The sequence below is a fragment of the Dactylosporangium sp. NPDC050588 genome, assembly GCF_040654975.1.
Classification (GTDB): domain Bacteria; phylum Actinomycetota; class Actinomycetes; order Mycobacteriales; family Micromonosporaceae; genus Dactylosporangium; species Dactylosporangium maewongense.
In genome coordinates this window covers 56,951-78,893 of record NZ_JBFAJA010000010.1, presented here as the reverse complement: position 1 = coordinate 78,893, position 21,943 = coordinate 56,951, and the positions used below count along the sequence as shown (strand labels likewise).

13 protein-coding genes are annotated in these 21,943 nt (G+C 66.3%); 3 read left to right on the top strand and 10 right to left on the bottom strand.

Features of this window, described 5'->3' with window-relative positions; genetic code table 11:
• Positions 1 to 219: 219 nt before the first annotated feature.
• The 3 genes from AB0I21_RS08850 to AB0I21_RS08840 all read left to right on the top strand — a co-directional run bounded on the left by AB0I21_RS08850 (position 220) and on the right by AB0I21_RS08840 (position 3,669).
• Positions 220 to 1,338 (top strand): aminotransferase class I/II-fold pyridoxal phosphate-dependent enzyme, encoded by a 1,119-nt coding sequence (locus AB0I21_RS08850; RefSeq protein ID WP_360559772.1) that lies wholly within the window; start codon positions 220 to 222, stop codon positions 1,336 to 1,338.
• 788 nt (positions 1,339 to 2,126) lie between these two features.
• Positions 2,127 to 2,612 carry a hypothetical protein gene (locus AB0I21_RS08845; RefSeq protein ID WP_360559771.1) on the top strand — a complete coding sequence of 162 codons (486 nt, stop codon included), beginning with the start codon at positions 2,127 to 2,129 and terminating at the stop codon, positions 2,610 to 2,612.
• The gene (locus tag AB0I21_RS08840; RefSeq protein ID WP_360559770.1) at positions 2,602 to 3,669 is read left to right on the top strand and encodes a site-specific integrase; all 1,068 of its coding nucleotides are present in this window, start codon (positions 2,602 to 2,604) and stop codon (positions 3,667 to 3,669) included. Before AB0I21_RS08845 ends, AB0I21_RS08840 begins: the two co-directional genes overlap by 11 nt.
• A 127-nt stretch (positions 3,670 to 3,796) precedes the next feature.
• Here the strand turns inward: AB0I21_RS08840 and cmdF are convergent, their stop codons facing one another.
• From cmdF to AB0I21_RS08790, 10 genes are all read right to left on the bottom strand, one after another.
• On the bottom strand, positions 3,797 to 5,383 hold the full coding sequence (gene cmdF, locus AB0I21_RS08835; protein ID WP_360559769.1) for a tyrosine 2,3-aminomutase: 1,587 nt from the start codon (positions 5,381 to 5,383) through the stop codon (positions 3,797 to 3,799).
• Between the two features lie 205 nt (positions 5,384 to 5,588).
• Positions 5,589 to 6,626, bottom strand: coding sequence for an ornithine cyclodeaminase (locus AB0I21_RS08830; protein WP_360559768.1), 1,038 nt, complete (start codon positions 6,624 to 6,626; stop codon positions 5,589 to 5,591).
• A complete protein-coding gene (locus AB0I21_RS08825; RefSeq protein WP_360559767.1) occupies positions 6,623 to 7,684 on the bottom strand; it encodes a pyridoxal-phosphate dependent enzyme in 1,062 nt (353 codons plus the stop codon). The genes AB0I21_RS08830 and AB0I21_RS08825 overlap by 4 nt, the downstream gene beginning before the upstream one ends.
• 3 nt (positions 7,685 to 7,687) lie before the next feature.
• Entirely contained in the window at positions 7,688 to 7,921 is a 234-nt protein-coding gene (locus tag AB0I21_RS08820) for an MbtH family NRPS accessory protein (protein WP_360559839.1), read from the bottom strand.
• A gap of 4 nt (positions 7,922 to 7,925) precedes the next feature.
• Entirely contained in the window at positions 7,926 to 13,844 is a 5,919-nt protein-coding gene (locus AB0I21_RS08815; RefSeq protein WP_360559766.1) for an amino acid adenylation domain-containing protein, read from the bottom strand.
• A 68-nt stretch (positions 13,845 to 13,912) separates the two neighbouring features.
• The gene (gene istB / locus AB0I21_RS08810) at positions 13,913 to 14,737 is read right to left on the bottom strand and encodes an IS21-like element helper ATPase IstB (protein ID WP_360559765.1); all 825 of its coding nucleotides are present in this window, start codon (positions 14,735 to 14,737) and stop codon (positions 13,913 to 13,915) included.
• Entirely contained in the window at positions 14,734 to 16,020 is a 1,287-nt protein-coding gene (gene istA, locus AB0I21_RS08805; protein ID WP_360559764.1) for an IS21 family transposase, read from the bottom strand. The genes istB and istA overlap by 4 nt, the downstream gene beginning before the upstream one ends.
• Before the next feature lie 23 nt (positions 16,021 to 16,043).
• A complete protein-coding gene (locus tag AB0I21_RS08800) occupies positions 16,044 to 16,598 on the bottom strand; it encodes a condensation domain-containing protein (protein WP_360559763.1) in 555 nt (184 codons plus the stop codon).
• Positions 16,598 to 20,092, bottom strand: coding sequence for an amino acid adenylation domain-containing protein (locus AB0I21_RS08795; RefSeq protein ID WP_360559762.1), 3,495 nt, complete (start codon positions 20,090 to 20,092; stop codon positions 16,598 to 16,600). Before AB0I21_RS08795 ends, AB0I21_RS08800 begins: the two co-directional genes overlap by 1 nt.
• Entirely contained in the window at positions 20,082 to 21,851 is a 1,770-nt protein-coding gene (locus tag AB0I21_RS08790) for a carbamoyltransferase C-terminal domain-containing protein (protein WP_360559761.1), read from the bottom strand. Before AB0I21_RS08790 ends, AB0I21_RS08795 begins: the two co-directional genes overlap by 11 nt.
• Positions 21,852 to 21,943: the final 92 nt, after the last annotated feature.

Genomic DNA, 21,943 nt, shown 5'->3' with positions numbered 1-21,943 from the left:
ACTGGATCCGAAGCAGCCGAGGTCAAGCTCGATGAGAGCGCAGGCACATTCACCGCGCACGTCTCCCGCACCGCTCGACATGGCGCAGGACCTGACCACGTGCCCAGGGCGATGGATGGCGGCCAAGTCGGTGATAGCGAAGGCTATAGCACCCGCGGCTCAGGTGTCCGACGACACCGCATGACTCGATCACCGCATATTTAACCAAGGAGAGGTCGCATGCCGCTGCCGGCGGATACGGACCCGGTCGACGATCGGCGCCTGCTCTACTCGGAACTGGATGCGCACGACCGCCTCGGCTCGAAGTTACTAGCCGAGCCGGACCGGCCGTTCGTGTCGGACTGGAACGGAGAGCATCCGTTCATCCATCACTTTCTCGGTGAGTTCGCAGACATGCCCGTTCACCAACTTGGCTCATTGTCGGCCTACAGTCACATGGACGAGGACCCCGAGCTGTCCACGCAGATCGCGGAACTGCACAACCTAAAGTACGGTGAGGTCGACGTGACGGCGCGACAGTGCCTACCCGGCGCTGGCTCCACGAGTTTCCTGACAACGCTCCTGATGTTCCAGTACCTCAAGGGCGTTCGGGAGGTGGCGTATCTGCCCCCTGTCTACTACAACGCGGCCTGGTGGATGAGAACCCTGGGGTTCTCCGTCCGCCGGGTCGCCTCCGATGTGGACTTCGCCGAAGAGGTCGACCTGGCCTTGCCCACCGGGCGCAGTCTGTTGTGGCTTACGGATCCGGTGTGGTTCGCCGGAATCCCTGTGCGTGCCGGGACTGTCGACGTCATCGCCGACTGGCAGAACAAGACAGGTTCCACCGTCATCGTCGACGGCACCTTCCAGCACATGGATTGGCACGGTCGACGACCCGAAATGACGTCGCGGCTTGATCCCGACCTGACCTTCCGGCTGATCTGCCCGACGAAGACTCTCGGGCTACACGGATTCCGCTTCGCATACGCGATCGTGCCGGAGCGGCACTATATGGACTTCACGGAGCTGCACGGACGACTGCACGGCGCGCCAGGACTGGCCGACAGGAGGTTCGCCCATCGGGCGGTGCAGGTGCTCGCCAGCGACGAAGGCGCCCTGCCGTTGATGACGTTCGCACAGGACCGGTACCGACGGCTCTGGTCGGCTCGCGCGGTCACTCAGGCAGTCGAGCCCTCCTGCGGCTACTTTCTCTTCGCCAGGCCGACGGTGCCCGCGGATCGCTTTCTCGCAATGGACATGTCCTGTTACGGCGGCACGGGCTACCCAGGTTACGCGCGCATCAACCTCTTGAATCCGGCCGCCATCGACTGCCTCATGGACGGCCGGGACGCCGGCTGACCAACTATGCCCGGTACTACCTGAGGAGGCCGCGGGAGATGAGGGTCTTCTGGACTTTGTACGACCTCGTTGACCATGTGACACAGGGATCGGGTGAGGTAGTAGCCCTCAACTACTGGCCTAACACCGACGAGATCAGCACACCCAACGACACCTGATCCGGCGTGACCACCGATCCCAATTCCATGGCTGGCCATCAAACAGGCCCACCACGGCCTCGTCACGCCGCCACACCGAGCAACCCACAAACTCCCAGCACGCAACCTTGATCAACTGTAGCTACGTGGCATTGCACCTACGACCGGGTCCTCATCTTCCCCACCAAGCCGATGCTCGCGTAGCTGAGGACCGCAGACCCCAGGCCACTCAAGGCACCCGACCGGCTCTACGTCGCGGTCACCCGCGCACGGCACAGCGTCGCGTTCGTCGTCGACCGCCTACCGCCGCGATGCAACTACATCCCGTAGCGGCACGCACAGCAACGAGTAATACCATGCCGACACCGGTCCCTGCATCCGACTGTTTACGATGACGCAAGCGAAAGCACACGATCGGGCTTGAAGGAATGACTCGGTGTCGATAGCATTAAAAGCATGAACCCCTGTTTCTTGCAGGGGTGCTATGGGTGGAGGTTCAATTCCCCCCTTCGACACCACCCTTGGTGGAATTTCACCAAGATCAGCATCCAGCACACACGACGGCGGGCACGCCGACTGACCCGAGCGGGTGACCACCCGGTCGGGTTTATGCACGTCACGGCCCCTGGCAGGGCGGCGATGATGACCGGCATGCAACGCAGCGTCCCGGCCGCCACCGAGCAGATGATCGCCGCGCTGATCCCCACGCCACTCCCCCGTCCCCGGCCGGAACCTGCACCGCTGCCGACGTTGCCAACCCTGTCGTCCGGGGCCGAGCAAGCCGAGCCAGTCGTGCCGACGCTGGACATCGCCCGGCTGGACCACTCTGGCCGGGTGTCGGCCCGATCGCTGCTCGGCCTGCTCGGATGGCGTCCCGGCCACCGCCTGCGTGTCGACGTCATCGACGGCGCGATCCTCATCTGGCCAGCATCCGACGGCCGACCCCTGGTCGGTGCTCGCGGCGACCTCGCTCTGCCCGTCGCAGTGCGGCAGATGTGCGCCATCGACACCGGGGATCTCGTCGTCCTCGCCGCCGAGCACACCCACGACCTCCTGATCGTCCACCCCGCAGCGATGGTGGCACGACTGCTCGCGGACCTCTACACCCGTCTGACAGCCGGCGGCCATGGCCGCTGACCCGGCACGAATCGCGCAGGCGTGGACACTGCTGGCCGAACTCGGTGTCACCCTCGCCGACCTGCAACACGACGCCCAACCAGCGAGACCGACGTTCGACGCATACCTCCCTCAGGTCCTCGCAGCCGCCGGGCCCGGCGCGCTACGCACCTACCGCAGCTACTGGCAACGCATGGCCACGACCTGGGCCGGCTGGGCCATCGACACGGTCACCGCCAGCGACATCCAGGCCCTGCGACAACAGATCACCGACCACGCCCACGTCCGGCGCAACAGCCGCGACGGCCGCCACGCCGGGGAACTGTTCGTCGCCGCCGCCCGCGCCTTCTACAACCGCGCCATCGCCGACGGCCTCATCCAAGCCACCGACAGCCCAGCACACCGCGTCGGCAAGCCTCGACGGCTGCCCAGCACCCGGCGGGCGTTGACAGCGGACGAGCTCACCGAGATCAACCTGGCCGCCCGCACCAGCGGCAACGACACCATCCTCGACGCACTCCTGCTCCGTCTGCACACCGAAACCGCCTGCCGACGCGGCGGCGCCCTCGGCCTACGACTCCAGGACCTCGACGCAACACGGGGACTCGTCCTGCTGCGAGAGAAGGGCGGCACCGTCCGCTGGCAACCGATCACCCTCGACCTCGCCGCCGGCCTCACCCAGCACGCCGCAGTCCGCGGCGCGGTCCAACCTGCCGACGCGTTGCTGCGCTACCTCAACGGCAAAGCCCTGACCAGCCGCCGCTACGACCACCTCTGGCACCGCATCGGCCAGCATCTGCCCTGGGTCACCGCGCACGGCATCAGCACCCACTGGCTGCGCCACACCACCCTCACCTGGGTCGAACGGCACTTCGGCTACGGCATCGCCCGCGCCTACGCCGGCCACACCGACACCACCGGACCAGCAACTACCACATACATCAAGGCAGACCTCCAGGCAGTCGCAGCAGCCCTCGCTGCAATGACCGGCCAGTCGCACCCGTTGGCCCAACCGGGCGACCGACGCCCGGGTGGGAATCAGCCGGACGGCAGACACGCCGCCCGGCCCGAAAGCTAAGCGGCGTGTCATCCAACCGTGGACGTTCGTGGTCGGAGCACCAGTAGGAGAGCCGCAACCGATTCGAAAGCTGCGCCGCCATCGACGAACTGCGACCGACTCTGGCATCCGGCGGCCTACACGGCTGTCAGGGCGCGAGTGTTGCCGCGTTGGTGAAGAAGTCTACCGCCTCAGGGCTTTCGGCGAAGCTGCGCACCCCGTCCACCATGCCCTTCACGGGAAACTCGTCCTGGTAGAGGCACACCGACTTACCGAGAAGGTGGTGCCACTCCTGGGCGGAATCGCTGAGCTGGTCGACACCGACGACGGTGGCCGCCTGGAAGAGGCAGGCACCGTACACAGCCAGGATGCTGGCGACGTTGTCGCACAGCCGCAGTGCCTTCCGGGTCGAATTCAGGCTCATGCTGACCACGTCCTGGTTCCCGGCATTGGACGACAGTGACTTCACAGATGCCGGTGCCACGAGGTCCAGGTTCTCCGAGGCGATGCTGGTGGCCAGGTACTGCGTCCCGCTGAGACCTGAAGACAGGCCGGAGTCTCCGGCGGCCAGGAAGTCGGGCAGGTCCCCGTTCAGGTGGGGGTCGATCAGCCGGTTGATCTGACGCTCGGTGAGAACGCCCATCTCGCCGAGCGCGATGCCGACGAAGTCCGCCGCCATCGCGAGGTACTGGCCGTGGAAATTGCCGCCGTGGAAGGTCTCCTCGGGGGTGTCGAAGATCAGAGGGTTGTCGTTGCACGAGTTCAGTTCCTGCTCGACGACACGTCGGCCGAAGCGGAGAGTGTCCAGGACAGGCCCCAGGATCTGCGGAACACAGCGCAGCGAGTAGGCCGACTGGATGTAGACGCCGACGTCCTCCACCGCCGCACCGCTGGCGCGCTCACTGATGTCACGCATCAGGTCCGCGTGCTCGCGGACCAGCTTGCTACCCGAAATCAGGTCGCTCAGGGCAGCGGCGACGCGAATCTGACCCGGATGCCCCTTCAGCTCATGGCCTCGCGCCTCGAACGCCCGGCTGCTACCGCGCAGCACCTGCACGAACACGGACGACAGGAAGACGGCCTGGGCCAGCAGCCGTTCGGCGCGGTGGATCGCGAGGACCGCCGTACCGGTGGAGGCGGAGGTGCCGTTGATCAGTGCGAGGCCTTCCTTGAATCCCAGCGTCAGTGGCTCAATGTCCTCGGCCGCGAGCACCTCCGCGGCAGGCCTCTCGGCTCCGTTGTACACCACGGTGCCCTCACCGATCATTGGAAGCGCCATATGACAGAGCGGCGAGATGTCTCCACTCGCGCCGAGCGAGCCCTGCTCGGGAATCACCGGATGAATGCCGCGATTGAGGAACTCGACCAGCATCCGCACCGCGCCCTCACTGGCGCCCGAGTAGCCACGAGCGAGGCAGTTCACCCGGGCCAGCAGCACCGCCCTGGTGGCTTCGTCACTGAGCCGGGGGCCAGCACCGGATGCGTGGTTGCGCAGCAGATACACCTGCAGATCGGTCTTCTTGTTCTGGGCAACAGCCACGTGCGCAAGCTCGCCGAAGCCGGTGTTGACGCCGTAGATCGGATGGCCCTCCCGGCCCCACTGCTGGACTCGGTCGTGTGCGCTGCGCACCTGAGCCATGCACGCACCGGCAATCTCGACTGGCTGCCGGGAAACCGCGACCGCGTAAACCTTGTCCAGCGTGAGATCGGAGCCGTTGATCACCAGGTGGGACATGTTCAAATCCTCACTGTCCTTGGATATCGGGGATGTGCAATGTCGCCGATGGGCTTCCCATCACTCGATTTCTCCGTGGGTCCAGCGCCTCACCACCTCGTCTGTCGCAGCAGGGGTCCGATGGGGCAACGGGGCCAACCGCTCGTCGCGGAGGTCTCCCAGTTGGCGGTGGCACAACAAATGGTGCGAGGCTCCACGTTCCTCACTACCGCGGAAGCCGATGGCCGAGTCCGCGCTGAATCGCGACGGAGTAGACCTGCCGCGCGAGGGAAATGTCGTGGATGGCCATTCCGAAGGGATTGATCACCACGCTATCCGCCACGCCGGCGGGTGACGGGCACGTGCCGAGCAGGAGTTGCCCGATTGTGCCGTCCACCGCTCGACCGTTCGCGAGCGCCGTCGTGCCGGGGCCGCTGATTCGTCCGTCCCGCGCCATCCGTCCGAGCAGACGGTGCTGATCGGCGCAGATGAGTCCCCAGTCGTCGACGTAAAGCCGGTCCGCAGAGAGCATCAGCCCGGCGTCGACGTCATCGAGAGAGACGTTGACCACCACGGTCCCCGGCTTGAGGTGCGCCGCGCCGATGTAGGGCGTCGTCGTGCTCGTCGCCGCGATGACCAGGGTTGCCGCCGCCAGTGCCGCAACCGGTTCCGTCACGACGGTGATAGTGAGGTCGCGCCCCACCGAGAGGGGTGCCAGGTCTCTCGCGAGGGCCTCGGTGCGGCCGCGGTCGAGGTCGTACAGGAAGAGCTGCTTGATACGCGGGGCGCGTGGAACGAGGAGCTCGATGTGTGTCCGGGCGATCGGACCTGCCCCAAAGACCGCAACTGTCTGCGGTTCGGAGGCCCACACTGCACGCGCCGCAACAAACGATACGGCGGCAGTTCGGAGGGCGCTGATGTGCGTTGCTTCCATCACGCACAGAGGCCGAGCAGTCGCCGGGTCGAACAGCACGGTAAGTCCCGATGCCCGCGGCATGTCGCGCTTGATATTGTCGGGGTTCGAGTTGATGATCTTCGTGCCCAATGCCTGGATTTCTCCCCCGAGATGCGCTGGCATGTTGAGGCTGCGGGCCGCCGCGCCATCCGGGGTTCGCCAGCCGAGATACGCCTCGTCCGGCATCCGCACCTCGTCGCGCGCATGGAGCACAAGGGTGTCGTACACGGTGGCCACCGGGTCCAGCTCCACGCATGCCTCGATGACGGCCGTCAGGCTGAGGTATAACAACTCATCGTCTTTGATCATTTCTCCCCCAGGACTTCGAGTTCGTCGAAGTAGAGCCGGTCGGCGGCTCGCGTGACGTCGACGCTGCGAGCCGCCAACCATTCGCTGTCGTAGATTGTTTCGTAATAACGATCGGCACCATCCGGGCATACGCAGACCACGTCGCCGACGTCGGGATGCTCAGCGAGGTACCGGGTGCACGCAGCGATGACGGCTCCGCTGGAGCCCCCGAGCAGCAGGCCCGCGTACTCGCCGAGCACATGGCAGACAGCGATCGCTTCGCGATCCCCAACGAGTGAGGTGTCGTCGTAGTAGGTGGGTCGAAGGAACTCGGACCTTCGGCCGGCGCCGATTCCGTTGAGCAGCCAATTGCCGGGTGCGCCGCCCAGCGCCGCAGACCCCAGCATGTCGACGCCCACTACGCGCACGCGCGGGGCAGCGACCTTCATGTACCGGCCGATGCCCGCGAGGGTGCCGCCGGTTGACACCGCGGCGAACACTGCCCCCGGCTGGGCGACACCGAACTGACGAAGGATCTCCGGGCCCGTTTGCTCGAAGTGGATCCTCGGGTTGGCAGGGCTACCGTACTGGTTCGTCCACAGTGTGTCCGGATCCTCGCACAGCAACTCCTGCACGCGAGCAAGCCGACGCCGCAGGTAGAAACCCGATCCGCGCGGATCGTCGATCCGGTCCAGCCGGGCGCCGAGGCGCTCGAGCAGGCCAGCGACGCCCGGTGGAACCTTCGGGTCGAGCACCGCAACGAACACGAAGCCCCACTCTCGGGCGAGGTATGCCAGAGCGATACCAAGATTGCCGGAGGTCGATTCGACGACCGTGCGACCCAGCCGCAACTGCCCGTTCATCAACAGGGCCACGAGCAGTCCGTAGGCCGTGCGGTCCTTGATCGACCCGCCCGGGTTCCGGTGCTCCAGCTTCAGCCATAGCCGGCGCCAGTGGCCACGTACGCGCAGCCGGACGCCGACCAACGGCGTGTTGCCGATCCGGGCCGCGGAGAACGTTGCCGGTTCCAGCGATCCGGGCGGCGAGGTACCGCGCTGAACTACCGACCGCGTCGCCATGAATCAGCCCCCGTCGGTGCCAACGGCGGCGTCGCCGGCCATCCATCGGCGCAGGCTGAGCGGCCGCATGTCGGTCCAGACCTCCTCGATCCACGCGAGACAATCCTGTTTGGCACCGCTGTGCCCGGTCTCGCGCCAGCCTGCTGGCGTGACCCGCCCTTTGGGCCAGATGGAGTACTGTTCCTCGCCGTTGACCACGACCTTGTACGTCATGTCCGCGTCATCGAACACTGTGATCTCCTCAGATATCGGTAGGGTTGGCGTCGGTAGCGCCGCCTGAGGCGGTCATCGCCGAGGCGACGTGCTCGGCCAGCCGGGCCACGGTGGGATGGCGCAATACGCTCGCGGGCTTGATCGGAAGCCCGAGGTCGCGCTGAGCGCTGAATGCGATCCGTACGGCGACCAGCGAATGTCCACCCAGGTCGAAGAAGTTGTCGAGCCTGCCGACGCGGTCACGCCCAAGCGCAGCGCCCCAAATTCGGCAGAGCCGCTGTTCGAGCGCGTTCTCCGGTGGGACATAGCCGCCGCGATCCGGTGCCCCGGAAGACGGCAGCCGCCGACGATCGACCTTGCCGCTCGGGGTGAGCGGCAGCTCGTCCAGCACGGTGATGACCGACGGGACCAGATGAACGGGCAGGCGTTCCCCTAGCCAGTCCCGCAGATTCTGGGCCTGCAACGATCCGTCCGCCACCACGACGAACCCGACCAGGTAGGAGCCCCCAGCTTCCTCATGCCGGGCGACGACAACGCAGGCACGCACAGAGGGGTGCTCGTAGAGTTGCGCCTCGACCTCGCCGAGCTCGACGCGTAGCCCCCGGATCTTCACCTGATGGTCGGCTCGTCCCAGGTACTCAAGCGTGCCGTCTTCGCCCCACCGGGCGAGGTCGCCGCTGCGGTAGAGCCGCGCACCGGGCTCAGCTGCGAAGGGATCCGGCACGAACCGGTCGGCCGTCAAGCCAGGCTGTCCGAGGTATCCCCGGGCTACTCCGGCACCGCCGAGGCATAGTTCGCCCTGCACACCCATGGGTGCCGGCTGACCGAAGCCGTCGAGGACGTATGCCGTCGTACCGGGCACCGGCCGCCCGATCGGGCAGGCATCGTCTCGCTCGCACATGTAGCTGGTCGCGTAGACAGTCGCCTCCGTTGGACCGTAGGCGTTGACCACCTCGGCTACGCGGCGCCAAGAGGCTGCCAGAGCCGGAGGAAGCGCCTCGCCGGCGACTACTACGCGGCGTAGCCCGGAGAGGTCGGCGGGATCGAGCAGCGCCAGGACGCTGGGCGGCAAGGATAGAACGGTGGGCTCGAAGTCGAGCAGTGCTTGCCGGAGTCCCGGACCGACCCGGTGATCGCCGCCCGGCGAGACGACGCAGGTGGCACCCGAGGCGACCGCGCCGACAAGATCCACGACCGAGACGTCAAAGCAGAGAGAGGCGAACGTGAGCAGGCGGTCATCAGAGGCCAGGTCCAGGACGCGATCCGCGACACCGACAAGGTTGTTCAGTGAGTTCCAGCCGACTTGGACGCCCTTGGGGGTGCCTGTCGAGCCCGACGTATAAATCACATACGCCAGACTCTCCGGCACCGGCTCCGAGACCAGCTCCGCAGGCACGGCAACCGCCGAACCAACCTCCTCCAGCCCCACCACACCCCAATCCCCAACCGGCACACACCCACGCGTGCCATCGACACACAACACCACCTTCACACCCGCATCCCGCAACACAAACTCCACCCGAGCCGCCGGATACTCCGGATCCACCGGCACATACGCCGCACCGGCACGCCACACACCCAACACCGCCACAACCATGTCCACCGACCGCGGCAAACACAGCCCAACCCGGTCCTCCACCCCCACACCCGACGCCCGCAACCACACCGCCACCGCATCCGCCCGCGCCGCCAACTGCCCATACGTCAACGAACCACCCTCACCACACACCGCCACCCCATCCGGACGAAGCGCCACCTGCTCAGCAAACCTCGACAACACCCCCCGACCAGCAACCACACCACCATCACCCGCAGCCACCAACCACCGCCACTCCCCCAACGACAACACGGAGGTCTGCTCGACCGTGCCGTCGGGCTCCTCGACGAGGAGTTCCAGCGCACGGATGTGCTCGGCGGCGATGTCACTCACCCGGCCTGGATCCAGCCGCTCGGTATCGAAGTCCAAGTAGAGCAGCAGCTCGCCTGTGGGCGGGTTCTTGAAGAACGCGACGGTGAGCGGGACGTCAGCAGGCTCGAGACGCCGCGTGGCCGACAGGTCCTCGTCGGTCGCGAGCAACCGGACCCGGCTATCGGTCAACGAATCGCGCAAGACATGGAAGTTGATGTACACGAAGTTGGTCGCGAAGAGCTGCTCGGCCCCGACCACCTGATTGATCCGGGACAGCGGCATCCGACGGTGCGGCATCATCGCCCGCTCCGACTCGAAAACCCTGCGCACCAGATCGCGGCGTGAGCCTGCGGCGAGCAAGAGCCTGAACGGCACGGTGTTTAGGAACAACCCGCGCACCTCCGCCGCGTCTGGTTCCTCGAGACGGCCGTTCAGGGTGAGTCCGCAGCAAACGTCCCGTTGACCGGACTGTGCGGCCAGCACCTGCAGGTGAGCGGCCAGGAGAATGCTCTTCGGCGTGACGCCCAGGCGGCGCGCCGTCTCCTCCAAGCCTTGCGCCAGCTTTTCGGGTAGGCGGAGATCATGCCAGCCGTAGCGGTCGATGGCGCCGGCGGTCAGCGTCAGATACTTCACATCGGACCGGGCCGAGGCCGGTGCGGCTGGTGCCCAGTGATCGGCCAGTAGGGCACAACCGGCGTATCCGCTCAGCGCGCTCGTCCAGAACCGCTCCGCCTCGACCGATGCGGCAGCCTGCCGCTCAAGTTCCACGAAGTCGCGGTACGTGGACTCTGGTGGCGCGCTGATCCGTAGGTCCTCGCCGGCCAGCAGACGGCTGTATTGCGCCAGGATCTCAGAGATGGTCGACCACAGGCTCCAGCCGTCCAGAATGGCGTGATGCTCCACAATGGTCCATTGGAACTGCGAGTCGCTGAGTCGTTGGACGAAGAAGCGAAGCAGCGGAGGGCGGTTCAGGTCGAATGGAGTCTGCCGTTCGCGCCGGACCAGCGCATCGACAGCTGCCTCGCGAACGTCTGCGGATAGGTGGCGAAGATCCTCCACCACAATCGGGACGGACGCCCAACGGTGCACCATCTGCATGGGCTCGCTGTAGCCGACAAGGTCGAATGTGGTTCGGAGGACGGGATGCCGCGACACCACGGCCTGCACTGCCCGGCGGAAGGCTTCCTCGTCGAAGTCTCCACGAACGCGATAGCTGTCGATATTGAGGTACGGCATCGTCTCCGTGTCGGACGCCATGTGGTAGACCATGCCGGCCTGGAGTGCCGTCATCGGGTACGCGTCCTCGATGCCCTCCGGCAGCCGATCGGCATCATCCGGGCCGAGCATGCTAAATGGCGCGGGCCGGGATGCCGGGCGGGCAACCTCCCCCTCTTCGTGGATCATCTGTCCGATTTCGGCGATCGTCAGATGTTCGAAGAGGTGACGGACGGTCAGGGGAAGACCGCGGCGATGAGCGGCTCCCACCACCTGAATGCTGCGGATCGAGTCGCCCCCAAGGTCGAAAAAGTTGTCGCCGACACCAACGTCGTCGACCTGGAGGACCTCAGCCCACGCGTCTGCGAGCAGCCGCTCCGTCGGCGTCCGGGGAGGGACGTAGGCGGTGCCACGTTCGGTCGAACGGTTGAGGTCCGGCGACGGAAGCGCGCGACGGTCGACCTTGCCGCTCGGGGTCAGAGGTAGGGCATCCAGTGAGATGATGACGGCAGGCACCAAGTGCGCGGGGAGACGTTGCCCCAGCCAGGCGCGCAACATATCGGAAGAGACCGTGCCGTTTCGGCCCGCCTCCGCCGCGACGACGTAGGCGAGCAGTCTGCGATGCTCCCGCTCCCCATCCGCGGTGACCACGCAGGCACCGACAGCAGGATGTTTAGATAGATGTACTTCGATCTCTTCAGGTTCGATGCGGAATCCTCGGACCTTCACCTGATGGTCGGCTCGTCCCAGGTACTCAAGCGTGCCGTCTTCGCCCCACCGGGCGAGGTCGCCGGTGCGGTAGAGCCGTGTACCAGGTTCTGTCGCAAAGGGGTCGGGAACAAACCGGTCGGCCGTCAGACTCGGCCGGCCGAGATATCCCCGTGCCAACCCCGCGCCACCGATGTGCAGCTCGCCTGGGACGCCCACTGGGACAAGCTGACCTCGACTGTCGAGTACGAGAGCGCGCCAGCCCGGCATCGCACGTCCGATTGGACTGCGGTCGAGAGTTTCCGACAGGCCGAAAAGATCGCAATGAGTTACGTGGACCGTGGTCTCCGTGATGCCATACATGTTGACCATCTGCGGCGAAAGGACGTCGTAACGGCGGTACCACTCGCGGACACTGCCAGGGTCGATCGCCTCCCCACCAAAGATGATCAGCCTGAGCCGCAGCCGGTCGCTGGGGCGCCCCGAGTCCTCGGCAACCAACTGCCGGAAGGCTGAGGGCGTCTGGTTGAGGACTGTGACGCTCTCGCGGACGAGGAGGTCGTAGAAGGCTTGGGGAGTGCGACTCACGAGATAGGGAACGATGACCAGCCGCCCGCCGAAGGCGAGCGCTCCCCACATCTCCCAGACTGAGAAGTCGAATGCCACGGAGTGGAACAGGGTCCAGACGTCGCGATTGGTCGGGGTCACCATCTGGCTGCCTGCGCTCAGGAGGGCAGCCAGGTTGCGATGGGACACTTGGACGCCCTTGGGGGTGCCTGTCGAGCCCGACGTATAAATCACATACGCCAGACTCTCCGGCACCGGCTCCGAGACCAGCTCCGCAGGCACGGCAACCGCCGAACCAACCTCCTCCAGCCCCACCACACCCCAATCCCCAACCGGCACACACCCACGCGTGCCATCGACACACAACACCACCTTCACACCCGCATCCCGCAACACAAACTCCACCCGAGCCGCCGGATACTCCGGATCCACCGGCACATACGCCGCACCGGCACGCCACACACCCAACACCGCCACAACCATGTCCACCGACCGCGGCAAACACAGCCCAACCCGGTCCTCCACCCCCACACCCGACGCCCGCAACCACACCGCCACCGCATCCGCCCGCGCCGCCAACTGCCCATACGTCAACGAACCACCCTCACCACACACCGCCACCCCATCCGGACGAAGCGCCACCTGCTCAGCAAACCTCGACAACACCCCCCGACCAGCAACCACACCACCATCACCCGCAGCCACCAACCACCGCCACTCCCCCAACGACAACAGGTCGAGGTCGCCGACAGCGGTCCCAGGAGCCGCGACAGCCGCGGTCAGCAACCTCAACCACTGCCCAGCCATACGATCCACCGTGGTCGCATCGAAGAGGTCGGTGCGGTACTCCGCCTCCAGCCACATCCGGCTGCCGTCATCGACGACGTTCCACACGAGGTCGAACTTCGCCGTCTCGGTACTCACGAAATCCCGGAACGCCTCGGCGCTCGGAAGACTCAGGCGGCTGGGGTTCGTGAGCCGGTAGCCGACGACGACTTGGAAGATCGGCGAGTGGCTGGGGGCCCGCTCCGGACGGAGCCGATCGACCAGCACCTCCCATGGGAGCTCCTGGTGATCCAACGCCTCGGCGCAAACGGCCCGGATCCCGCGCAGCACCTCAGCAAAGGACTGTGCTCCGTCGGCCCGGATCCGCAGCGGAACCAGATTCGCCAGTGAGGCAACCGTCCGCTCGGTCCGCGAATCGTGGCGGCCCGTCACCGGAGTGCCGAGGACGAGATCAGGCTGCTGGGTGTACCGGCCCAACATCCCGGCGAAGCCGGCCAGCAACGTCATGAACACGCTCGCTCGGTTAGCCCGGCTGAATCTCCGCAGATCCTCTGTGAGCTCCGCGGGGATGGTGACGAGCGTCGTGGCGCCACGCGTGGTCTGGATCGGCGGACGCGGACGTACCGTGGGCAGGTCCACCACGGGCGGCGCTCCGGTCAGTGCCTCTCGCCAGTACGAGACGTGGGCATCGACTTCCTGCTGCGAGTATGCGTTCGCCTGCGAGGCGACCTCTAGGTACCGCAGTCGCGGCGGCTCCAGCATGTCAACGGCGGATTAGAACTGACCCCTCCTGGACGGTTTGGGATTGACCCCCCGTCAGGTCAGTTTGGTCATTTGTCCCGGTTCTTGGCGAGGAGTTCGCGGCGGGCGCGGGTGCGGAACGAGTCGCCGGCGAGGGTGAGGACTTCGGCGTGGTGGACGAGCCGGTCGATCATCGCGGCGGCGACGACTTCGTCGCCGAAGACCTCCCCCCAGCGGCCGAACGGCAAGTTCGACGTGACCAGGATCGAGGCCTGCTCGTAGCGGGACGCGACCAGCTGGAAGAACAGGTTCGCCGCGTCGGTGTCGAACGGGATGTAGCCCACCTCGTCGATGATGATCAGCCGGTAGCGGCGGATTTTCTTCAGTTCGGCTTCGAGGTGCCCGGCGTGGTGGGCTCGGGCGAGTCGGGTGATCCAGTTCGTGGCGGTGTCGAACAGCACCGAGTTGCCGGCCTGGGCGGCCTTGATGCCCAGGCCGATCGCGAGGTGGGTCTTGCCGATCCCGGGCGGTCCCAGCAGCACGACGTTGTCGGCCTTCGGGACGAACGTGGCGGTGGCCAGGTGCGCCAGGACGTCCTTGCGCAGGCTGGGCAGGTGCTCGAGGTTGAAGTCCTCGAGGGTCTTGATGGCCGGGAAGTGCGCGGTGCGGACCCGCATCATGTTGCCGGCCGATTCGCGGTCGGCGACCTGGCGTTCCAGGACGGCGGCGAGGTATTCCTCGTGCGACCAGTTCGCGTCGCGGGCCTGGTCGGCGAGGTCTTTCCAGACCCGGCCGATCGTGGGGGTCTTCAACACCCGGGCCAGGTAGGCCAGTTTCGACGTCAGACCGTCCGGCCGGGCCGCGGTGTGGCTGTGTCTTGCGGTCTTGCTCCGTGTGCTCGATGTGGTGGTCATGAAATCCCTTCAGCAGTGGGTGCGGACAGGTGCTCGACGGGGCGGGGATCGAAGTCGACACCGAACAGGTCGTCGTAGTCGGGCAAGGCGCGGATGGCCACGACATGGCCGTCCGTGTGGGTCCTGGTCCCCTCGCGGTCGTGCTCGCGTCGGCGTTGCGCCAGTTCTGCGCGCAGCAGTCTGGCGGTGGCTTGATGGGCCGGGTCGGTGATCGTTTGCCGGGTGCCCCAGAAGCGGGCGTGCTCGGCGACGACCTGACCGGCGCAGGAGGCCACGACCCGGGCCGGGTTGGCGAACACGTCGACGAACCGGCCGATCGCGCGTGGGTCCACGCTGTAGTCGTTGGTGTCGACCCGGACGTAGTAGTCGCGGCCCAGCCGGACCCGGTGGTTCAACCCGATCGCCGGCGCCACTGGCGGCAGGCCGACCATCGCAGCCCGGTCGGCGTCCCACCGCTGCGCCGGAGACGCGCCGATCGCGCGCAGGTGCCGGACGTTCGCCCGGGTCGTCAACCAGTCGCTGATCTGGACGTTGAAGTCGAACGGCGAGGTGAACGTGCGGCCCGGCAGGAACGACGTCTCGAAGTAGCCGTTGCGCCGCTCGACGAGACCCTTGGACTCCGGATCACGTCGCGGCGCCAGCCGGATGCCGACCCCCAGCGTCCCTGCGAACGAGGTCGCCTCGACCGTCAGCTTCCCGGTGCCGCCGATCGCGGACTCGCGGTCCCAGAGCAGCGTGCGGGGGCAAGCACCCCACCCGCCGATGATCTCCCACATTCCGGCCAGGATGTCGCCCGCCTTCCGCGACGGGATCATCACCGCGTCCGTCACCCGCGAGTGCCCACACGTCATCGCCAAGACCGGCAACACCCGCTGCTGACCAGCACCGACCGGAATCTCCGGCTCCGGGAACCACAGATCGCACTGCGCGACCTCGCCCGGCGCGTACTCGATGCGGTCCGCCGGGTCCGGCGGCACGAACAACGGGCGCAACTGCCGAACCCGGTCCTTCAACACCGTCAACGACCGCGTCCAACCGATCCGTTCCGCGATCACCGGAGCCGGCATCGACGGCCACTGCGCCAGCAACGACCGGATCTGCGGCTCGAACACATCAACCGACGAACCCCGCGGCCCACGCTCACGCCGCGGCGGCTCCACCGCCCGCACCGCCGAGCGCACCGTGTTCCGCGACAACCCGAACCGCCGAGCGAGCTCCTTGATCGGCACACCCTCAGCCAGGTGCAACCGCCGGATCTCAGCCCACTCCTCCAACTTGATCACCCCTCCACACTTACGGAGAGGGGTCAATTCCAATCCGCCGGCAGGGGGTCAGTCTCAGGCCGCCGTCGACACAGCACGGCGGTGCGCCCCTCCGCATGGGCGCAATAGAGCGTCACCATGTCATCCAGCAGCACGTCGACTGACCAGCCGTCGAGCACCAGGTGGTGGGCTGTCAGGAGAACGTAGTGCTGATCCGGCGCGAGGTGGATAACCAAGACTCGGAGCGGCGCCTCGATTTGCAGGTCGAACGGCAGCTTCGCTTCAGCGCTCAGCAGTTGGCGTGCAATCTCCTCGCTGGGAGCGTTGCGCACCGCGAATGGAACCGTCGCGTGGTCCAGAACTGACTGGAAAGGCTCGCCGGCAACGGTTCGCAGGCGGACCCGCAGTGCGTCGTGGTGCCGGACGAGTTCCTCAACGGCGTGCCGCAGGCTTTCGAGCAACAGCGGCCCGGCGATTCGAAGCGCAACGGGTACATGGAAGGTGCCATCAGCGGCGCCGAGCTGCTCCGTGAACCATATGCCCCGCTGGGCGGGTGAAAGCGCTGTCCCGACGTTGCGATGCAGGTCGGCCGTTGACATCAGCGGTGGGCTCCGTTCTCCGCCCGCATCCCCGACGGCTGGGGAGTTTCGGCGGTCTGCATGATCTGCGCGACGCGTACCAGTCGATCGATAGCTCCGGGCTCGGTCTCGTTCGCCTCGATGTGGGCGGCGATGGCCCCTACCGTGCCCTGCTCGAACAGGACGGTCATCGGTACCTTGACGTGCAGAATCTCGGTGATCTTGGCGAGGATCCGGGTGGCCACGAGCGAGTGGCCACCAAGGTCGAAGAAGTCGTCGTCCACCCCAACGGCGTCCAACCCCAGCGCGTCTGCCCACATGCGGGCGACGAGCATCTCCAACCCGGTACGTGGAGCCCGCACGCCTCGTGCCGGGGTAGACGTGTCAACCTCCGGGAGCGCCGCACGATCGATCTTGCCGTTGTCGTTAATCGGCAGCTCGTCCAATGGGTGGAACATGCTCGGAATCATGGCCTCGGGCAGTCGTTCGCCCAGGAACCGACGCAACTCGGCCGGGTCCACGCTACATCCGGGCTGTGGCACCAGGTAGGCAACCAAACGAGGAGTGCCTGCCGGCTGCTTGCGGAGCACCGCGGCCACCCTCCGGACGGCGGTGTGCTGCAGGAGGGCGGTTTCGACCTCACCCAGCTCAACCCTCACTCCGCGGATCTTGACCTGGTGGTCGCGACGTCCGAGGAACTCCAGGCTGCCGTCGGCACGCCAGCGGCCCATGTCCCCCGTCCGGTAGACCCGCCCATGACCGGATGGATCAGGAACAAAACGCTCCGCCGTCAGCGCGGGCCGGCGGAGGTACCCGCGGCACACGCTCTCGCCGCCGAGGAAGATCTCACCTACAACTCCAACCGGTGTGTGCCCGCCGTAGCGGTCGAGGACGAATACAGAAGTGTTCGCGATCGGCCGCCCAACGGGCACGACTGCCCCGTCTGCCGATCGACACAGCCAGTGCGTCGAGTCGACCGAAACCTCCGTCGCGCCGTACAGGTTCACCAGTTGCGCATCGAGGGTCGCGAAGAAGTCGGAACGAAGTGCCACAGTGAGCGGCTCCGCACTGGAGAACACGTACCGCAAAGACCGGCAACGCCCCGGTGCGGTGTGCTCCACGAAGACCTGCAGCAGAGACGGGACCAGGTGCATCGTCGAGACCTCGGCTTCTTCGATCAGGCGCACCAGGTAGAGCGGGTCACGATGGCCGCCCGGCCGCGGGATCACCGTCGCGGCGCCGACAAGCAGCGGCCAGAAGATCTCCCAGACGGCGACATCGAAGCCGATCGAGGCTGCTTGAAGCACACGGTCCTGGGGGCCCAAGGGGTAGTCGGCCTGCATCCAGGTCAGGTAGTTGTTGATGCCACGGTGGTGAGCGGCAATCCCCTTGGGCACTCCCGTGGACCCGGACGTGAACACCACGTATGCGAGGTTGCGCGGATCCGTCATCGACCTCGGCGCAGACGACGAGCACGCGTCGATCACCCCCGCGTCCGCCACGAGGTCCACGATCTGCAGGGCACCGTCGGGAACCCTTTCCCGCAGCATCGGTTGGGTGATGACCATCCGGGTCGCTGCCTGTCGGAGGATGAGGCCGAGCCGCTCGGGCGGATAGCTCGGTTCGAGCGGAACGAATGCACCGCCGGCCTTCAGGGTTGCGAGCAGGCAGACGACCAGGTCGAGACTGCGTTCGACCAGAACGCCAACCGGGGTCTCCGGGCCGACTCCGCGACCTCGAAGGTGGTGGGCAAGCCGGTTGGCCCGGGCTTCCAGGTCCGCATAGCTCAGCGTTTGACCTTCGAAGAGCACGGCCGTCGCGTCCGGCGTCCGAGCCGCCTGTTCGCTGACCAGCTCGTGCAGGCACCGATTGCCAGGAAATGACCGGCTGGTTGCGTTCCACTCGCGGGTCATCCGATCGGCTTCGGCTACGGTCAGCATGCGGAGGTCGGCGAGCCTCGCCTTCGGGTTCTCCACCACTGCACTCAGCAGAGTCTGATAGTGCTCAGCCAGTCGCTCCACCGTCGACTGGTCGTAGAGATCCGTCGAGTACTCGATCTCGCCCGCCAGGCCCTGTGTGGTCTCGCGGAACGACACCAACAGGTCGTAGCGAGACGTATTCGGGTACGTCACGAGCTCTTCGACCGTCGTGTCGCCCAGAACCAGCGGGGCTACGCGCGAATTCTGGAACTCGAACAAAATATCGCTCAGCGGCGTTCGATCACCGTCCGCCTCGGCACGGACCGCCCGTACAACGTGCTCGAAGGGAAGCTCCTGATGAGCGAACGCCTTCACGGCGGTGTCCCGGGCACGAGCGAGCAGGTCTTCGAACGTGAGGGTGCCCTGGACCTCCGTTCGGAGCAGCACGGTGTTCACGAACGACCCGACGAGGTGATCGAGCTGGGGATGGTTGCGGCCGGCGACAGACGTCAGCAGAGGAAGATCCGTCTGTCCCGTATAGCGATGCACCAGGACGAGGAACACCGCGTAGAACGTCATGAACCGTGTTGCCCGATGGTGTCGCCCAATACCGTCAAGGTCCGCGATCAAGGAGTCCGGGAGCGTGAACCGGAGCGTGGCACCGGCTGCGGAACGTGTTACGGGCCTGGGCCTGTCGGTTGGCAGCTCGACCGCCGGTAGATCGGCGAGTTGCGTGCGCCAGTAGGCGAGCAGGGTCTCGCCGCGCTCGCTGAGACGTCCATGCTCCCAGACCGAGAAGTCGCCGTACTGTACGTGCAGTGGAGCAGCCGTTGGGTGGCCGCGGTACCGCTGGCTCAGCTCGCGGATGATCACTGCATTGGACCACTGGTCGCTGACGATGTGGTGGATCACGAGCACCAGCACGTGCCTCTCGGGCGCCATACGCGCCAGGAGCACGCGCAGCGGCGGTCCGCCGGCCAGGTCGAACGGCGCGTTGACCACCCGGTCGACCAGTTCCGTCAGCGCCACGCCATCGTCGGAAGGGGGCACGGTCGCAATCTCCAACGGCACCGACGACGCCGGCCTCACGATCTGGACAGGATCGCCGTCCGCGGTGGCGAAGACAGTTCGCAGCGGCTCATGCCGCTCAACGGTCTCGTCGAGGGCTCGACGAAGGGCCTCTATGTCCAATGGGCCATCGATCCGCCAAGCCAATGGCACGTTGTACTGCGAGGTGCCCGGGCGGAGCTGTTCAGCGAGCCAGATCCCTCGCTGCTGCGACGACATGTTCAGCGGCAGGGAACGTCCAACCGGCCGGATGGGCGGCACCGCCGCGACTGCGTCGCGGGTGCTGATCATCTTGGACAGCTGGGACAACGTTGGATGTTCGAAAACATCCTGCACCGTGACTTCGACGCCGAAAGCTGCATGAGCACGAGCCGCCAGCCTTGTCGCGAGGAGGGAGTCAGCACCGAGGGCGAAGAAGTCTGCGGCACCGTCAATCTCGTCCGGTCGCGCCAGCCCAGCGAGTGTCTCCGTCCAGAGCGCGGCAAGTGTTCGCTGCGTGGCCGCACGAGCGTCGAATTCAGTCAGCATGAGTGGCTGCCCCCTTGTGGACTACGGTGCGGCCCAGTACGAGTGCATCGAGATTGGACCGGAGAAAGGTGCGCAGCGCCTCGGTCGGGGAAGCGATGACAGGCTGGCCGCGGAGATTGAAGGAAGTGTTCAGGATGACCGGGACGCCTGTGCGGCAACCAAACGCCTGGATGACACCCCAGAATCGCGGATTGTCCCGCTGCTGGACCGTTTGGACACGAGCGCTGCCGTCGACGTGGGTGACGGCACCAAGCTTGTCGCGCCACTGCGGCCGAGCCTGTGTCACGAACAACATGTGCGCGTAACGGCCTTCGGTGCCCGGCTCGATGTCGAAGCAGTCGCTCGCCTGCGCGGAGGCTACAGCGGGCGCGAACGGCCGGAAGCCCTCCCGCTCCTTGACAACGGCATTCAGCCTGTCACGCATGCTTTGGTCCCGAGGGTCAGCGAGGATGCTGCGGTTACCGAGTGCGCGAGGGCCGAACTCCATTCGACCCTGGAACCAGGCCACGATGAAACCCCCCACCAAAAGCTCCGCCACGTGGTCGACCAGGGCCTCCTCCGCAAGCTCCGTGACGGTGCATCCGTCCGCAGCCGCGGCGACGGTGGCAAGTTCCGCGTCGTCGTAGCCGGGTCCCCAATACGGCATCGTCATCCGGCCGCGGTGCGCCGCGGCGGCGGCGTCGACGTAGAGGGCGGCCCCGATGGCCGTGCCGTCGTCGCCGGCGGCCGGCTGCACGAAGATGTCGTCGAAGAGGCCGCTGCGCGACACCACGCCATTGGCCGTGCAGTTGAGCGCTACTCCACCGGCGAGGCAGAGCCGCCGCTGACCGGTGCGCGACCTGGCCACCCGCAGCACATGCAGCAACGCTGTCTCGGCCGTCACCTGAAGCGCCGCGGCGATGTCCGCGTGCCGCCGACCGGTCGGCTCCTCCGGTCGGCGGGCCGGTCCGAGCCGCTCCGCCAGCTCCCTCAGTACACCGTCGTGCGTCTCCCGCTCGTCGGCGGTACGGTCGCGGGCCATAAGCGGAACGGTGTAGGTGCCGTCTTCTCGGAGCCGAACAAAATCTGAGAAGACGTCCAAGTAGCGACCGGCTTCGCCGTACGGAGCGAGCCCCATGACCTTGTACTCGTCCATGGCGGGCACGAAGCCGAGGTAGTGGGTCACGAGGCTGTAGAGCATCCCAATCGAGTGCAGCGCGGGGATGGTGGTCACGACCTCGAGGTGGTCGTTGCGGCCGGTCGCGATGGTAAGGCTGCTGGACTCCCCCATGCCGTCGGTGACCACGACGAGCGCGTTCTCGAAGCCACTCGGGAAGAAGGTGCTGGCGGCATGCGCCAGGTGGTGGGGCACCGACGTGAACCGATCCTGCCAGTTCTGGGTCGGCAGGAACTCCGCAAAGTGTTTGAGCTGCGCTCGGGCGGAGTAGACCTGCTCGAACCGCTTGGCCGCCCGTGCGTCCGACGCAGAAGCCGACGGCGGCGCGTACGCGAAGCCGTGTGCGATGCGGTCGACCTCGTCCAGCTTTATCCCGGCTTCGGCCAGACAGTACGAGATGGCATTGACCGGGAAGGACCCCGTCGTCTTGTCGCCGGTAAATCGTTCCTCGGCCGCTGCTGCGACGATCTCGCCGTCGACCACCAGGGCAGCCGCCGAGTCGAAACCCTGCGAGAAGCGGTATCGCCGATTCTCCAGCTGCGGGAACATTCCCTTCTTGAAGTCGACGCTGCCATGCAGCCCGCTATAGCCGAGAACACGCACGCCGCCACCTCCCCCATCATCCAGCAATTTGCTTTCATGGGCAACGATAGTCGGATATTGCTCATTTATCCCTATCCCTGGGGATAGTCTTC

Excerpts from the sequence above, each read along its gene's own strand:
- AB0I21_RS08850 (WP_360559772.1), top strand. The coding sequence starts at position 220 with ATGCCGCTGCCGGCGGATACGGACCCGGTCGACGATCGGCGCCTGCTC.
- AB0I21_RS08845 (WP_360559771.1), top strand. The coding sequence starts at position 2,127 with ATGCAACGCAGCGTCCCGGCCGCCACCGAGCAGATGATCGCCGCGCTG.
- AB0I21_RS08840 (WP_360559770.1), top strand. The coding sequence starts at position 2,602 with ATGGCCGCTGACCCGGCACGAATCGCGCAGGCGTGGACACTGCTGGCC.
- cmdF (WP_360559769.1), bottom strand. The coding sequence starts at position 5,383 with ATGTCCCACCTGGTGATCAACGGCTCCGATCTCACGCTGGACAAGGTT.
- AB0I21_RS08830 (WP_360559768.1), bottom strand. The coding sequence starts at position 6,626 with ATGATCAAAGACGATGAGTTGTTATACCTCAGCCTGACGGCCGTCATC.
- AB0I21_RS08825 (WP_360559767.1), bottom strand. The coding sequence starts at position 7,684 with ATGGCGACGCGGTCGGTAGTTCAGCGCGGTACCTCGCCGCCCGGATCG.
- AB0I21_RS08815 (WP_360559766.1), bottom strand. The coding sequence starts at position 13,844 with ATGCTGGAGCCGCCGCGACTGCGGTACCTAGAGGTCGCCTCGCAGGCG.
- istB (WP_360559765.1), bottom strand. The coding sequence starts at position 14,737 with ATGACCACCACATCGAGCACACGGAGCAAGACCGCAAGACACAGCCAC.
- AB0I21_RS08800 (WP_360559763.1), bottom strand. The coding sequence starts at position 16,598 with ATGTCAACGGCCGACCTGCATCGCAACGTCGGGACAGCGCTTTCACCC.
- AB0I21_RS08795 (WP_360559762.1), bottom strand. The coding sequence starts at position 20,092 with ATGCTGACTGAATTCGACGCTCGTGCGGCCACGCAGCGAACACTTGCC.